This is a genomic window from Pseudomonas siliginis (assembly GCF_024072275.1).
GTDB classification, from domain to species: Bacteria; Pseudomonadota; Gammaproteobacteria; order Pseudomonadales; family Pseudomonadaceae; genus Aquipseudomonas; species Aquipseudomonas siliginis.
The window spans coordinates 5,818,548-5,832,944 of record NZ_CP099598.1; the positions used below are offsets into that span (position 1 = coordinate 5,818,548).

A 14,397-nucleotide genomic window follows, 5' to 3' on the forward strand; every position below is an offset into this window, starting at 1 on the left:
AATATTCCTTTAGCGGTTCATGGGTACAGAACACACAGTTACAGCAACTCAACGAGTTCTTGTCACGCCTCGGGCGCCACAGCGCTGCGCTCACCCACCCTCGCCGGGATTTTCGAAGCTTTTCCCGCTTCAGACATTCGCGATGCGTATTGCTTGTACGCCGCCACCGCCCGCTCTTTATCGTTCACGGCCCAATAACTGTCAGCGAGATTCAGGTAAGCAACCGTCCTGTTTGGGTGGTTGGCAATCACTGCATTGAGCAACTCAATCGACTCAGCGTAGTAACCCGCCTCGCCGAGCAGAAAACCGAGGTCGTTGGACCAGCCGGGACGCTGCGGGTAGTAGTACTTTGCGACGATATAGCTATCCGGGGGACAAGTGTCATGCGAACCACCGCCCATCAACGCGTAGCTCATCGCATCCTTGAAGGAAGAGTCATCACCCTTTCGGTAGGCTGCCAGCGCCATATCCAGCAAATCAGCCGAATCGACAGTCATCAATTTCTTTCTAACGCCCTCAATACTGCCAGTACGAGCAACCTGCAGCTTCTGCAGCACTTCACGCCCATCGAAAGAAGCGAGAGTGATGGGGCCCAGTGTCTGCACCGGCAGCTCCACTACGCTAACAAGCGACCGGTCACAGGAGTCGTTGTTCGCCACTTCCAGCAGAGCTTTCAGCTCAAACTGCTTTGAACCTTTGTTGAAGGCGAACAACAGGTTGAAGTTGTAAACCGCGTTATCTTCCTCGCTGGTTGCCAGCGCGATGTAATCCCCAGCCTCAACGAACGGTTGCTTGACCACAGCTTCCTCAGCCTGAGGATCAATGACGGTCATGACGCCAGGGCGACCTTTGAGTACATGGACGCTGAAGACACCCTGAAGAGCGGACGAGTACTGACTCTTGATCAGAGGCAGCGCCTTCGACGTATCGAGCAAAATTTCCTCATTACGTGCCTGCACCGGCGCGATCAACAACCGATTGGAGGCCTCGTCCGCACCCCCTGTCAGAACAAATACCTTTTGCCGTGATGCATCACCCAGCAAGCTAGCCGGAATTTCCTTCAGGACTTGTGGGGCAGCGAGTGCGTATGAAGTGATTAGCAGCCCAAGGCTCAACACGATAAAGCGGAAGAACATATTCACTGTCTCAGTCCCTGAATTTCAGATCGCTCAACGACGCGTTGCGGAATCTTCTGCGCTTTACCGGCGGCACTCATCGCGTCGCGGTACTCGCGGTAATAACGCTGCGCTTCTTCTTGCCGAGACATTGGTAGCGCTGAACAAACTGCTGATCATCAACACCCACTTAAGGCTGGCCATAGACGATCCTCTTCACCACCGGGCTTTCTGACATTAACTGTCTCTTCGTAACGCCATAGGCCTTGATCAGCTCTTCCCGAGATCCCTTCGAGCCAAAAGAGCGTTGGTTATTATCGAAGCTGTATTGCTCCAATCGCCCTGCTGTCGAGTAATACCCATGCCACTCCGCGCAGGCACCACAACCGCCATATCCGCCTATCGAAACAAGGCTGCCCTGGGTGCCTTCCACGCAATCCATCGCCACAACAACATTGCTCAACATTTTCGTCTTCGCACCGTCGGAAGTGAGTTGTAAAACTTTGCTGATATCGCGACGAAGCACTTTGCCGCCGATGTTGATGGTTTGGTCAGAGCAAACCGGGATGACGTGGGTTTGCGCACCATCCACCGTCACCGATCGGCAGGACGACACCAACACCACTTCAACACCGCCGCACTGCATGACATCGCGTTGGGTGTAAGCATCCGTCGGCGTGGCGAAGGCTGGGGAAGAGAACAACCATGCCAGGCTCCCGGCGAACAAAAGCTGATTCATTGAGAAATCCTTTTCGCCGTTAGCCGGCCTGTTGCTACGCCAAGCACTTCGCATAGCCGTCCGCAAACTTGGCATCGAATGACAATGCCACTGGCTCCTCCAACTCCGCCGAGCTATTGAGCAATACACGGGTAGCCGGGGTGTATTTGATCCAGCCAATCGTGCCGCTGCCGTCGGTGTCGAAAAGCAGCTGAGCGCGCACTACTTCACCGTCGTCCTCGTCGATCAGCAGGTTGACCTTGTCCTTGCCGACATAACGAAACGGAAAATCGCTGCTCCTGACAAGCTCAGTAAGGTAGCCGTAGCAACTCCCTTCACTGGCAGTCGCGGGCAGTGAATGAGGTAAAAGCGAAAGCGCAATCAGCACAGGCCGAATGAAAAACCAGTTCATCCACTCACTCCTCATCCATCGGCGACGATTCAACGTCGGTCATGCTCAGCAGCCGGAATTCGTTGCTCACAAACTCGTAGTAACGATCCCGGTTGCCGCTCTCCAAAGCATTCCCCTGCGCATCTTCTTCGCCGTCGAGCGTGATGCCGGACACGATAATCAAGCTGCTGTCGGGCTGGAAAACCATGCCGAACGAGCTGCCGTCGTAAGCATTCGGTAGACCACCAACGACTTCCCCAGTCTGAGCGTCCAGCACTTCGCCGCAAATGGCGCTGCCGCCACAGCCGAGCCTGTGCAGGATGTAATGGCCGGCGAAGTTGACCTTGCCTTTCAGGGCTTGCACCCGTGCCTGATCCATCATTGGGCTGCTGTTTTCTTGCGGCACCAGCTTATGGTTGGGGCCGGTGAAAACTGGCGTGACGGTGTAATCCTTGAAGGTTGGATCGGCAGCGAATGCCATGGACGCGGCAGCTAATATCAAGCTGCCGAGAAGAACCGAAAATCCTTTCACGTAGTAACTCCGTAAATGCAGCGGGGACCGTCGGCTTACTCAGCCTGCCCTTCATAACGCTGTGTCTGCGGGTCGAATTGCCACAGATGTGGCCGTGTCATGGCCTTTTCACCCTTGTAGCGAATCCGCCCGTGCCTGTCCCTGATGTAGGAGTAGATCTCGATGTCCTTGAACTTACCTCCCCCCTTGGGTGGGCCGTCCAGAACTTTGACCCCGGCGAAGTAATCGCCGCCCGAATACCTCAAATAACCACGGCACTGGATCAGGAAGGCAAATGTGCTATCCATTGATGAACCAATGCCGACGCGGGAATTGAAGATGAAGTCTTCGATGCCATCGCCATTTAGATCGCCGCGAAAAACCACGTGGCCCGGATCGATAGAAAATTCTTTTCCATCAAGACTGGAAAGTATGTCTTCCGGATGTTCACCGCTTTGCGACCATTGCGATAAGAAATATTTTGAGTCAGTTTCCTGATTGCAAACATCTGCCGCCATAACCGCTATCGGCAACCAACTCACACATAACACCAGCAATCGTTTCACTTCGCATCCTTCGAATTGATCAATTCCAACTCACCATCCCGATACAACACCTCACACCCCACCCACGCGGGATCCACCTGCGGTATCACTGCCGACGGCTTGCGCAACTCGCGCAACAACGTCGAGCCATGCGACAAGCGCCCGCCCATTCGCGCAATCACCGCCTGCGCCGCTTGATAGTGCGCATGCCGCCCCGGATCGAGGGTGTCTTCGAGCAGGATGTCGGCGCCGAGGATGCCTTGCACCTGCCCCGGATAAATCATGAACCCGGTGGCCAGCTCCGCACCTTCGCGACCGTCCTGCCAGAAGCTGCCGTCTCGGGTGCGAACGTCGGGATGCGGTGCGAACCAGTGCTCGCGATCCGCCAGCGGCATGGCGTGGTGCAGACGGAAGAAGATTCGCATGAGGTTGTCGCGATACCACTCGCGCACTTGCAGGTAGTAGCCACGCAGGCCCGGCAGGCCGCTCGAATGCGCGAAGCGGATCAGATTTGGCCATTGCGGGAATGGCTGTAGCGGCAGTTCGCTCGACGCAGGCCGAGGCGTGGCCGGATCGGTTTCCCACGGCAATCGATGCGGACTGTTTTCAAGGTTGTCGTAAGCGGTCGGCGGGCGGCCCAGCCAATCACCGCCACTGCTGGCCAGCGCCGTGGCAATGCACAGATTGCCTTGCACCACGAACACGTAAAACCGGGTGAACCAGTCCGCCAGTTGTTGGCCATCGGCGCCTTGGGCGACAAGTTCGGCCAGCTCCCGATCGAAGCGCTGCAAGCCATTTTCAAGGTTCAGCAAATGGACGCGAGCCCTGCGTTGCATACGCAAAAACAGCGGCAACGAACGCAGCATTTTGAGCGGTTGCCACGGCAGATGCGGAGTCGCCCCGCCAACTTCACCAGCGTAGTTATCGGCGCTGATGCCCCAGTCGGCCAGCCGGGCGAGAAACAGATCATTGTTGATGTAGGACGCACCGCCGAACACTGCGGTAAACGGCTCGTTATCCTGCAACACCCGCGCATCCCAGCGCGCCATGATCGCCGGGATACTCGCTGCCGCGCGGCGCTGGGCGTACTCAACCAGCACGCTCGGTTGCGACGGCAAGATCTCGGCGATGTTGGCGGCGGTCAGGTGGCGGCGCCAGCCGTAATCGCTAATCGGTCGGTATTGCAGCAGCCACAGTTGCGCGCCATCCCAGGCCCATTCGACGTCGCCAGGCACGTAGTGGAACACGCGCAACACGTCTTGCAGAAAGTGCCAGAGCAGGTCTTCGGTCAAGCCATGGGATGGCGTGAACGTGCCGCTGCGCCAAGCATCGCCGAGCCGCGAAAGCGTTGCCTGCGAGGGGCTGACGTGACCGTCGGCCAGCGATTCGAGATGGCCTTCCACCCACTCAAGTTCTACCGAGAGATGGCGCACGAAAGCGATGCCGGAAACGACCGGGGTGATGAAGCGCTGCACCACCACTTCCTCGACACCTTCGGCCGTCAGTTCGGCAATGCGTTTCGGCACATTGGCGGTCGGCTCGCGCAGATAGGTCATGCTCAAACCGGCATTCGCCGAATCGGCCTGATCCTCGCCATAACTGGAGGAGCGCACCGCCCAGGTCACATCAGGTTGAGCAGCGAGAAATGCCGGCAGGCGCGGATCGCTGCAATCGTTGAGCGTCAGTGCTGCCGGTACCGCTTGCCCCGCCAGTTCAGCCAAGCGCAAACGCCCGCCCTTGGTGTGCGCGACAAACCCGCGCTCGCCCGACTCCAGCCACTGCGCGAACTGCGCGGGCGAGTCGATCCACGGGTAATGACCCCAACCGGGTTTGAGGCTGATGGTCAGATCTGCGCGGGCGAGAATCGCCGACCACGCCGCCGCTTGCTCGATGCCGAGCACCGCGTCCTGATCGCCCCAGACCAGCTCGACCGGATCGGTGATCCACTCCAGCAGTGGCAACGCGGTATCGGCGCGAATCAGATCCCAGTGCGGCACAAACGCACGGCAGCGCGCATAACCGGCGCCCATGCGCTGGTACTGCGCAGGCGTCCAGGTCTGGTTGGAAAACTTGCGCGCGAACAGCGTGGGCTTGTTCGACAGCAGCCAGTGGATGGTCTTGCGGATCGGCAGCGGCGACATCAGTGCCGGCAAGCGCCGCTGCCACAAAAATGCCCCAACCGGCGCCAACAGAACACTGCGGGAAAAGTGCCCGGGCCGACGTTGCAACGCGTGCAGCACCAGCAAGGCATTGACCCCGACCGCCATGATCGCGCTGCCCTTCTGCGTCATCGCCAACAAAGTCTGCGCGTAGTCCGCCAGATCCTCGCAAGGCGGCTGCGGATTCGCGCCGAAGCCCGGCAACTCCAGCGGCACGACTTCGTAGCGCTGGAAGTGCGGCAGCGCGTCGTCCCACCAATCGGCGGCGCTGCCGTTGCCGGCCAGCAGGTACATCAAGGGCTTGCTCATGAGCGGCACTCAGGTCAGATCGCGCAGAGCGGCGTCGAGAGTTGGATAACGGAATGTGTAGCCGGCCTCGGTCAAACGCTGCGGCACCACGCGCTGACCGTCGAAGAACAACTGCGCCATCTCCCCCGCCAATGCACGCACTGGCGCGGCGGGAATGTGCAACCACACCGGGCGCTTGAGGACCTTGCCGACCTGCTCGGCGAACGCGGCCTGACTGACCGTTTCGGGCGCGACCATGTTGTAGATGCCACGTAGAGTGTCGTCGTTGAAAGCCCGCGCGATCACCTGAAGCACATCGTCGCGATGCACCCAGCTCATGATCTGCCGACCGTCGCCCATGCGCCCGCCGAAACCCAGGCGTAACGGCATCAGCAGCGGCGTCAACGCACCGCCCGGGCCGAACACCACACCGAGACGCAGCACCACCTGACGCACGCCAAACTCGGTGGCCGGTTGCGCGGCGGCTTCCCAACGCGCGCAGAGTTCGGCCATGAAGCCATCGCCCTTGCTGGCGTGTTCGTCGAGGCTTTCGCTGGCATCGCGCACGCCGTAGAAACCGATGGCTGATGCTTGAATCCATAGCGTTGGTTTGTGCTTGGTGTGTTTCAGCCAGGTTATCAACGCTTCGGTGGTGCCGACTCGACTGGCGAGCAGTTGCGCCTGACGTTTGGGAGTCCAGCGCGGGCCGGCGACAGGGGCGCCGGCGAGATTGATCACTACGTCAAAGGCTTCGTCGTGGCTGAGCTCGCTGAACGAATGCACACAGCGAGCGCGGCCGTTGAACAGGTTGGCCGCGTCCAACGGATCGCGCGTTAGGACGCTGACCGAATGGCCGGCGTCTAGCAGTTGGTTGACCAAGGCTTCACCGATAAACCCGGTGCCGCCAGTGATCAGCACACGCTTGAAAGCGCCGCCGGCAAACGGGTTGGATTGGCTCGGAGTCTTTACTGAAGGGGAGTTTCGGCGGTCATGCCGATACAGCCAAAACAACGGTGGCAGTAAAACCAGCAACGCAAAACCGTCGAGCCACAGGTGCGACCAGACCTGTTGTTGCGCCGAGAGCCACATGTCCTGCGGCGCCCATAACAGGATGCCGGCGCTCAACCAGCCCCAGATTGCCGGGGCTTTCAAGCGATTGCCCAAGTGCACCAGCGCGAGCATGTACAGCGAATAACTTTGCAGCGTCGCGCCGAACAGCGCGAGCCACCAGACTTGTTGTTCGTGGCCGGCGGTGGGAACCGCATCGGCATCCCAGAACGACAGTTCGAGGACTTGCAGGTAGCCATCGAGCAAGCCGGAGTCACCGGCCCAGGTCAGGGTAAGACCGGCGAGGATGTGCGTGATCGCAGCGGCATATAGCCAAAGCACCAACGCTGGGCGAAGCGAGGAAGAAGAGGCTGGCATTCCGTGTCCTGAGCGCGTTCCTTGGGGGTGAGGAGTTTAAAGGAAAATCGCGGTCGTCAGATGCTCAAGCGTTAAACGTTTTAGCGTGAGGGATTCAGACAAAACTTTTGCAAAAACCGCCTCAAACAGCCCCTCGAAATTCAAATGCAGTGGCTGGCTTTGATCGGCGCCGTGGCTGACGATCCCAATCGCCCCACGTTGAAGACGCCCAACTGGTCACCTTTGTCAGCCGCCATTTGATAACAGGCTAAAAGAAAAAGAGGACAGACCATAAAAGAAATAGGGACAGACCGCGTTTTTCGGGTAATTGCTAAAATCGTGGTCTGCCCCCATTTCACTGTCCCCATTTCACCCATGTCTCCATTTCACCCAAACGGGGCAGATTTACTCATGCTCAACGATAAAATAGCCATCGCACGAAACTAACAAAGCCGAACCCATATGCGACTTCGAAATTTCATTTATCCTGCGCGGTAAAATATTTTTTAATACTTGCAGCGTCTTTATAACTGCAAACCACCTTCGCTCCAGAAACTAAGTCCTTTCCATCCTTGCAGTTTTCCAAAGCTGGATCAGATGGGTCACCTGTGAAATAGAGCAATGAAGCGTTTTCACCATCGACCCTGAGCGGAAGCTCCATGACTGAATACGAAAAACCATCAAACGCGGAGTCAGACAGCTTGCTCTTCACCAAGACATACATTGATTTACCGCGTCGCTCCGGAGATTTCCAATCGTAGAAGAAGACGGAGGCAATTTGATCACCCTCAACTTTCCAAACATATTTGAAAAATGTTTTATCTGAACCAATCGGAGAATAATATATTTCGGCGTCAGCAACATACTCTCCGTTCACCAGTTTTTTCAGACTATTTTTTAAAAAGAACACTGCAATCTTTTTTTCTCCTACTGAAGCCACGACCGCTGGATGAAACTCACTCAATGTAGGTGCCGCATCTGCTAACACATTGGATACGACCAAGCTTATGACCATCGCAAAAATGCAACGAATTTTAGACAGTTTCAAATATTTTTTCATTTTTATATATCCTCTGGAAATGCTTCCGACGTTCATCATAACTATCAGTATCTCTGTTAATAATACGAGTAACAGCATCTACGTTTTCGTCCGCATCACCCTTATCCGCTTCTACAAAAATATTGTTTTTAAGCCAGAAATAAACACCCGAACGAACAGAGTATTTAAACTGTGTATGCAAGATATCCGGCTGACCAACAAAATCAACTTCTTCATCCCAGAACGTTTTATGATAATCCTTAAAGGCTTGATAGTTTGCTTTACCCGTTAAATGTTTAAGACCTCTACCACGATATTTCCACCCCTCACCAGACGATATATTGCCGTTACCTAATTTCCCGCCATATGCTCGATTCGCTATCGCGATCTGATTTTCGTGAGACACATATTTATTAGATCCTGGATATCCATAAAGTGTTGCTTCATCAGGGTGATCCCTAAAATACTTAAATGTACCCTTTAGGCCAGGCACTCCATAGGTAAAGTCCTCTACCACCGCGCACTTCGATCCAATTTCCTGCCTTACCTGAGCAAAAAAGTGACTCAACCTCAACGGAGTATCTAATTTATATCTTTCACAGTTTTCATTTAGCTGGGTGGCAACTTCCGCCAATAAGACATCTTGTTCGGAGGTATTTTTTAGTCCTTCAAATACCCTTTTTAACATCTCGACGGTGATCTTTATTTTTCCGCGACTACCGATCTGATTACCAAGAAATGCAATTGGATGAAAATGCCATAAAACGCCATCACCTAAGCCTTTAGACTGTATAACTGAATCATCCCAAAATATTAAACTATCTATTCGTTCTTTTTCGTGATTTAGAACAGATGGGTAATTCTCCAGCAATGTATCCAGCCGCGCCCATTTGGAAGAGTCCGACTTAGATTTCCACTCCGTAGGGTGATATGCAATGAGCTTTGACCAATGATCCCTGAACTCAATATTCTTGAGTGCAATCGGGAAATCTTCGGGAGTGACTTTTTGATCTCTGTTACCAAATCGATCCAAGTCGTTATATAAGGTCTGGAAGAATTCTGGCATATCATCAGGATCCAGAAAACCATCAGAATTTGAATTTGATTCCTTAACGACGCGAAAGCCTAGTTTTTCCCAGTCGTGCTGAGCAATAAGCTCCGCCCCTTCTTTTTTGAGCAAACCCGATTTGCTTTCTGATTCATCAACTACGGTTACTTCGTACCACTCTTCAGGGTCCTTATAGATAACAGTTTTCCCAAGCTCCACAAAGGTTTCATTCGAAATTGTCACAACCCCAGTTAGAGGGGGCTTACTTTTCAAAGTTGTATTCGCTGGCAAGTGCAAGTATTGCTTTCCTTGCTTCACTGCTGCCTTGTTTTTCAAGAAATCCTCAATTCTCGGATCTGCCGAAAAAATTTCCACATGGACTTGATAACTTCTCGAAACCCCTCCATCAGGACCTGCCAATGTTTCATTTAAACCAAGAAAGCCGATTACGTCACCTGCCTTAATTGCCGTATCCATAGCTACGACCTTGTCAAACTCCGTAGGAATCAATCCAAGCAGTTGAACATAAGGCTTTTCAACACAAGCCCAAAAAGTTGCTGGGACAGGAGTGGAATGGCTTTTCAAACCGGTTGCAGTGCCAGAAGTACTTGGCACGAAGCAACATTCCGCCATTTTGTATGACTTAGAGCCAATCTTCAGGCTAAAAACTTTCCCACTATCAAATTCTATTACGCTATTTGTACAAAGTACTAAATCTTCGTTTTGCCCCAGACTATTTACCTGTCTCATTGCAGCCCCAGCTAAAGCGCCGTTACTCTGCGGTGAGGGGGCTACCCTTAAGGTAAGCCCAGAGCCGGTAACTATAGCTCTGACCTTGCCCTTCCAATAATCTGGCTTCTTTCGCTCCGGTGCAGTTATTGCTTTCCAGCTCGCACTGCCATCACCTCTTGGGTATGCAACACCGTTTTGCTTGTAGGCGAACCAGAAATCCTGTCCTGGCGTGCGTCCACCTACTGTACCTTTAATTAGTTTGCCTTTCGCGTGGATGTGATCAGAGTGCTCTTCAAGTATTTCAATTTGAGTTCCAGCAGAAATCGAACCGTATTCGATGCAGCCAGTCGCACCAGCAACATCGCTTCGAGCTTTAAACCCACTTGCGATCATCTTTATTTTCTGATGGCCCGTCTGTTCTGGTTCATCCGCGTACCTCTGGTATGGTAGCAAATGCATATACAGGCTATAAAATACGAGTTCATTACTAGTATTGGGCACGACCTCTTTATTAGGTGGTGATTTATAGTCGTGCTTGACAAGGCAGAATGAATTTGAGTACTTCAATTCCTCTGTAGTACTCGAACCTTCAAACTCAGTCTTTAAATAATCCTCATTCAACCGATAGGCTACGACGACACCATCTCCAATACAACGAATAGGTTCATCTCTCACACACTGCGGAGCAGTCTTATGCGTGATATGAATACCGCCATGCCAAAATCCATGATTCCCAAGTAAAAAGTTACCTGAGCTTTCACTCTCAAGTGCTTTAAAGATTTCTTCAGCATCCTTAAATTGCGATCCGTCCGCTTTTCTAAACGGGTACTGAAAATTCATTAATGGTGTAGATTCTACCGGTGCAGGTGCAGGTGCAGGTGCGGATCCTTCCCCCGTCCGAGTCGATTCCTTAACCCTTAGAAATTTTGTAGGGACTGGCCAAAAATATGCTTTGCTATAGGCACCAAACTTTGCAGTAGCTGGACCAGAGCTTTGCGCCCCAAAAAACTCACCATATTGAGAGTCCAGCGTACTATCATAGTGCTCTACGATACCCGTATGATTTAGCGTTTTATTATCTCGATTAGAGATTACGTTAATCCAGAGTACGATATCTCCTCGCCTCACATTAGCAGGACTAATTACATCATAGTATTGAAGTGCGGCTGCACTATTTAGCCCCGCCGTATTCTGGTAAGGAACTTGATATCCAGCGCCTGTGAGCAACAGGTTTACCATATGAGAGCAATCGACGATTTTTTTGCCATTTTCTACGACGAAACCATCTCCTCCTTCCTTATATCTATAGTTAGCACTCGTATAGTTACTTGATAAATCTAGTGGCTCTGTCATTTCTGCTTCCTGCAATAATCAGTAGCAATAGCTCGCTTTAGTAATTTCAGCGGTCTGTTTATTTAGACGTTCCAAATGTGCGATAGACCCTTTGCTGCCTTTTTTGGCAGCCACTTGGTAGCACGCAACCGCCCGGGACATGTCCTTCGTTACCAGCTCTCCAGTTTCAAAGGCACGCCCGAGTGCATTTATCGCAAAAGCACTTCCCATACGGGCCGCTTGCGTCAGCGCTTCCTCGGCCTGTGCTGGATGCTGGCAAGGGCCATTGGAGGAAATGTTGTTTCCATCGCAATAAAACAACGAGAGGCTCATCGCCCCCTCAGGCAGAGTGGTCGCTGCTGCCTTGAATAGCTGCTCAACCTTCTCCGTTTGCAACTGCGGAGCCATTCCGGAAAGACTCAAGCTTGCTGCATTCAAACTAGCCTGGGGATCACCGGAAGCGGCTGCGCATAGATAGTTTTCCAAGGAAGCTTCAAACAACTCACCTGTGAGTCGGTACTGCTCCAGCCCCCCTAGGCCTCTAAAGGCCTCTGCACGTTGAAAGCAAAAATTCTCTGCCTCGCTCATGCGGGGCTTGCTCGTCTCTACGAGATCTTTCTCACTGATCGACCAATCTTCAACCCCCTCAAGCACCCAACACGCTTGGCGAGAAAAATTAAAAATCTTGATGTTGCTATTACCTGCTCGCTTATCCACTACGTTGAAATGATTATCGTCAATCTCCTCAACCTCTACGCCTTCAGTCTTGTCCGCGCCTACAGGCGCCATCAACGGAAACGCTAAATTGGTGCTAGTAAGCCCCATCGTTTTAGGCTCAAAAACCCCATGATCTCCCACCGGTTTCAAAACCAGCGACTTCACCGTCATCGCAGTCCACCGCTGCTGAGTTTCGGCATTCGCAGAAAACGCCGGCAGAAACTGGGAAAAATCCTCGGACGGGCATTCATCCGCATAAGCGCTGCCATGAAACAGGCTCAACAGCGACGCGGTGAAAACCGCTATCGCGATGCCATTGCTCTTCTTCAAAACACGATTCATGTCGATCACTCGGAAAACACAAAAAAAGCCTTCGGTTTAACTTTCTCAGGCGGTGCATTCAACAACGCCTGATCCATCAAACTCCCCGCCTTATCCTTATCCGCCGCCCCCGGCAGCACCGGCGGTTTAATCCCAATGCCAGTCCCCGACCCAGCCGAACCACCCGCATTGATCTTGATCACCGGCCCAACCACCGTAACCCCACCGCCATCGAGCTTGATAAAGCTCCCGCCACCCAATACGGTCAGCTCTGTCCCCGCCTCAATAACAATCTTGTCCCCAGCCTTGAGGTGTATCTCTTTCCCCACACTGGTCAGTTGCGCAGTCCCCAGCTTCACATGTTGGTTCTGCCCAACCGTGAGGTGGTCATCCAGCTTCGCTTCAATCTTGCGATCGCTAATCGTCGTGCGGTGTTCTTCTGCCTTCAGCTCGGTGTAGGTGTTTTTCACCACCGTGTCATGACGTTCATTACCGACCCGAATTTTCTGGTCATGCTCAACGTTCTCATCCCAGTCACGCTGCGCATGAATGTAGATCTGCTCCGCACCTTTCTTGTCTTCAATACGCAGTTCGTTGTAGCCGCCGCCACCCGGGGAGCTGAGGGTTTTGAAGACGCTGCGGGTCTTGTTCGCCGGCAGTGCGTACGGCACCGGGTTTTCCTTGTGGTACAGGCAGCCGGTGACAAGCGGTTGGTCGGGGTCGCCTTCGAGGAAGGTGACGAGGACTTCCATGCCGATGCGCGGGATGCTGATGGCGCCGTAGCGGTCGCCGGCCCAGGAGCTGGAGACGCGCAGCCAGCAGCTGGTTTTGTCGTCGGCCAGGCCTTCGCGGTCCCAGTGGAACTGGACTTTGATGCGGCCGTGTTGGTCGCAGTGGATTTCTTCGCCTTTGGGGCCGGTGACCATGGCGGTCTGGCTGCCGAGTACGCGCGGTTTCGGGTGTTCGAGGGCCGGGCGGTAGAACACGTCCCACGGAGTGGCGAGGAAAGTGTTGCGGTAGCCTTGGTGGAAGTCGTCTTTGTTGTCGGTGGTGTCGCTGGTCACGCCTTCTTCGAGGACTTGCGGTTGTTTGCCTTCGTGGAAGATTTCGGTGAGCAGCCACAGGTCGTTCCACTCGCTGCGCGGGTGGTCGGACATTTCCATGAAGTGACCGCTGACCAGTCTGGTCTGGTCGCCACGACCTTCCGCCTGGCGGTAGTCGGCGCGATGGCGTTCGAGGGCGCGTTGGCTGAGGAATTTACCGCGCGCGCGGTCGATGAAGCGGCCGGGGTAGTCGTAATCTTCGAGATCCGGCTCGGTGCTGTCGCCGTCAGGTTTGTACGCCGCTTCCATTCGCAGGCGCGGTTTTTCGAAGTCGTAGTCTCGGCGAGTGGTGCGCGTGGTGCGGGTTTCCAAGCGCAACTTGAAGGCTTTGATTACCGGCTCGTCCGCGACCATGCCGCTGCCCTGCACGTAGGCGGTTGGCTGCCCAAGGTTCTGGAACACGGTCTGGTCGTCGCCGAACACCAGCAGGTGGGCCTTTTCGCTGTGCTGGAAGTGGTAGTGAATGCCCTCTTCTTCGCACAGGCGCTGGACGAAATGCAGGTCGGTTTCGTCGTACTGCACGCAGTAGTCGCGATCCGGGCACGGCTGGCTGAGCTGGAAGCTGTAGGCGTTGCTCTTGATGCCGTGCTCTTCAAGGATCAGCGCGATGATTTTCGGCGCCGACATCTGCTGGTAGATGCGCTGGTTGGTGCGGTGATGCAGGTATTGCAGTTGCGGCACGATCGAGACTTTGTAGCGGGTCAGGCGCTTGCCGGCATCGCCCTGGGCGACGCGGTAGATCTGCCCGTGGATGCCCGAGCCCTGTGGATCGAATGCCAGAAACGCCTGCTTGTGCAGCAGTTGTTCGAGGTCCAGATCGGGGTTTTCGCTGACCAGTTCGAGGTCGAAGCGATACGCCTGGCTGATGCCTTCGGTGCCGGTGAACGACAGCACTTGCAGGTCGCCGACGTAGTCTTCGACCTTTAGGCTGAAGTGGGTTTCGTTAGCTGAGTTGAACATCGTGTGCTCCCTGT

Annotated in this window: 11 protein-coding genes; all 11 read right to left on the minus strand. The window is 54.1% G+C overall.

Features of this window, described 5'->3' with window-relative positions; genetic code table 11:
• Positions 1 to 62 precede the first annotated feature (62 nt).
• Positions 63 to 1,136: a tetratricopeptide repeat protein gene (locus NF676_RS26810; RefSeq protein ID WP_056790835.1), complete on the minus strand. Its 1,074-nt coding sequence runs from the start codon at positions 1,134 to 1,136 to the stop codon at positions 63 to 65.
• Between the two features lie 169 nt (positions 1,137 to 1,305).
• The gene (locus NF676_RS26815) at positions 1,306 to 1,854 is read right to left on the minus strand and encodes a hypothetical protein (protein WP_056790838.1); all 549 of its coding nucleotides are present in this window, start codon (positions 1,852 to 1,854) and stop codon (positions 1,306 to 1,308) included.
• 34 nt (positions 1,855 to 1,888) lie between these two features.
• Positions 1,889 to 2,245: a hypothetical protein gene (locus tag NF676_RS26820; protein WP_056790839.1), complete on the minus strand. Its 357-nt coding sequence runs from the start codon at positions 2,243 to 2,245 to the stop codon at positions 1,889 to 1,891.
• A 4-nt stretch (positions 2,246 to 2,249) separates the two neighbouring features.
• Positions 2,250 to 2,705 (minus strand): hypothetical protein, encoded by a 456-nt coding sequence (locus tag NF676_RS26825; protein WP_056790842.1) that lies wholly within the window; start codon positions 2,703 to 2,705, stop codon positions 2,250 to 2,252.
• 86 nt (positions 2,706 to 2,791) lie between these two features.
• Positions 2,792 to 3,301: a hypothetical protein gene (locus tag NF676_RS26830; RefSeq protein WP_236167776.1), complete on the minus strand. Its 510-nt coding sequence runs from the start codon at positions 3,299 to 3,301 to the stop codon at positions 2,792 to 2,794.
• The gene (locus NF676_RS26835) at positions 3,298 to 5,748 is read right to left on the minus strand and encodes an alpha/beta fold hydrolase (protein WP_252887016.1); all 2,451 of its coding nucleotides are present in this window, start codon (positions 5,746 to 5,748) and stop codon (positions 3,298 to 3,300) included. Before NF676_RS26835 ends, NF676_RS26830 begins: the two co-directional genes overlap by 4 nt.
• A gap of 9 nt (positions 5,749 to 5,757) precedes the next feature.
• Positions 5,758 to 7,152, minus strand: coding sequence for a TIGR01777 family oxidoreductase (locus NF676_RS26840; RefSeq protein ID WP_150637146.1), 1,395 nt, complete (start codon positions 7,150 to 7,152; stop codon positions 5,758 to 5,760).
• Positions 7,153 to 7,609: 457 nt separating this feature from the next.
• Positions 7,610 to 8,191, minus strand: a complete 582-nt coding sequence (locus NF676_RS26845) for a hypothetical protein (protein WP_136493193.1) — start codon at positions 8,189 to 8,191, stop codon at positions 7,610 to 7,612.
• Positions 8,166 to 11,303, minus strand: coding sequence for a glycoside hydrolase family 19 protein (locus NF676_RS26850; protein WP_252887017.1), 3,138 nt, complete (start codon positions 11,301 to 11,303; stop codon positions 8,166 to 8,168). The genes NF676_RS26845 and NF676_RS26850 overlap by 26 nt, the downstream gene beginning before the upstream one ends.
• 18 nt (positions 11,304 to 11,321) lie before the next feature.
• Entirely contained in the window at positions 11,322 to 12,341 is a 1,020-nt protein-coding gene (locus NF676_RS26855) for a tetratricopeptide repeat protein (protein WP_252887018.1), read from the minus strand.
• Between the two features lie 5 nt (positions 12,342 to 12,346).
• Positions 12,347 to 14,383: a type VI secretion system Vgr family protein gene (locus NF676_RS26860; protein WP_252887019.1), complete on the minus strand. Its 2,037-nt coding sequence runs from the start codon at positions 14,381 to 14,383 to the stop codon at positions 12,347 to 12,349.
• Positions 14,384 to 14,397: the final 14 nt, after the last annotated feature.

Excerpts from the sequence above, each read along its gene's own strand:
- NF676_RS26810 (WP_056790835.1), bottom strand. The coding sequence starts at position 1,136 with ATGTTCTTCCGCTTTATCGTGTTGAGCCTTGGGCTGCTAATCACTTCA.
- NF676_RS26815 (WP_056790838.1), bottom strand. The coding sequence starts at position 1,854 with ATGAATCAGCTTTTGTTCGCCGGGAGCCTGGCATGGTTGTTCTCTTCC.
- NF676_RS26820 (WP_056790839.1), bottom strand. The coding sequence starts at position 2,245 with ATGAACTGGTTTTTCATTCGGCCTGTGCTGATTGCGCTTTCGCTTTTA.
- NF676_RS26825 (WP_056790842.1), bottom strand. The coding sequence starts at position 2,705 with ATGGCATTCGCTGCCGATCCAACCTTCAAGGATTACACCGTCACGCCA.
- NF676_RS26835 (WP_252887016.1), bottom strand. The coding sequence starts at position 5,748 with ATGAGCAAGCCCTTGATGTACCTGCTGGCCGGCAACGGCAGCGCCGCC.
- NF676_RS26840 (WP_150637146.1), bottom strand. The coding sequence starts at position 7,152 with ATGCCAGCCTCTTCTTCCTCGCTTCGCCCAGCGTTGGTGCTTTGGCTA.
- NF676_RS26845 (WP_136493193.1), bottom strand. The coding sequence starts at position 8,191 with ATGAAAAAATATTTGAAACTGTCTAAAATTCGTTGCATTTTTGCGATG.
- NF676_RS26850 (WP_252887017.1), bottom strand. The coding sequence starts at position 11,303 with ATGACAGAGCCACTAGATTTATCAAGTAACTATACGAGTGCTAACTAT.
- NF676_RS26855 (WP_252887018.1), bottom strand. The coding sequence starts at position 12,341 with ATGAATCGTGTTTTGAAGAAGAGCAATGGCATCGCGATAGCGGTTTTC.
- NF676_RS26860 (WP_252887019.1), bottom strand. The coding sequence starts at position 14,383 with ATGTTCAACTCAGCTAACGAAACCCACTTCAGCCTAAAGGTCGAAGAC.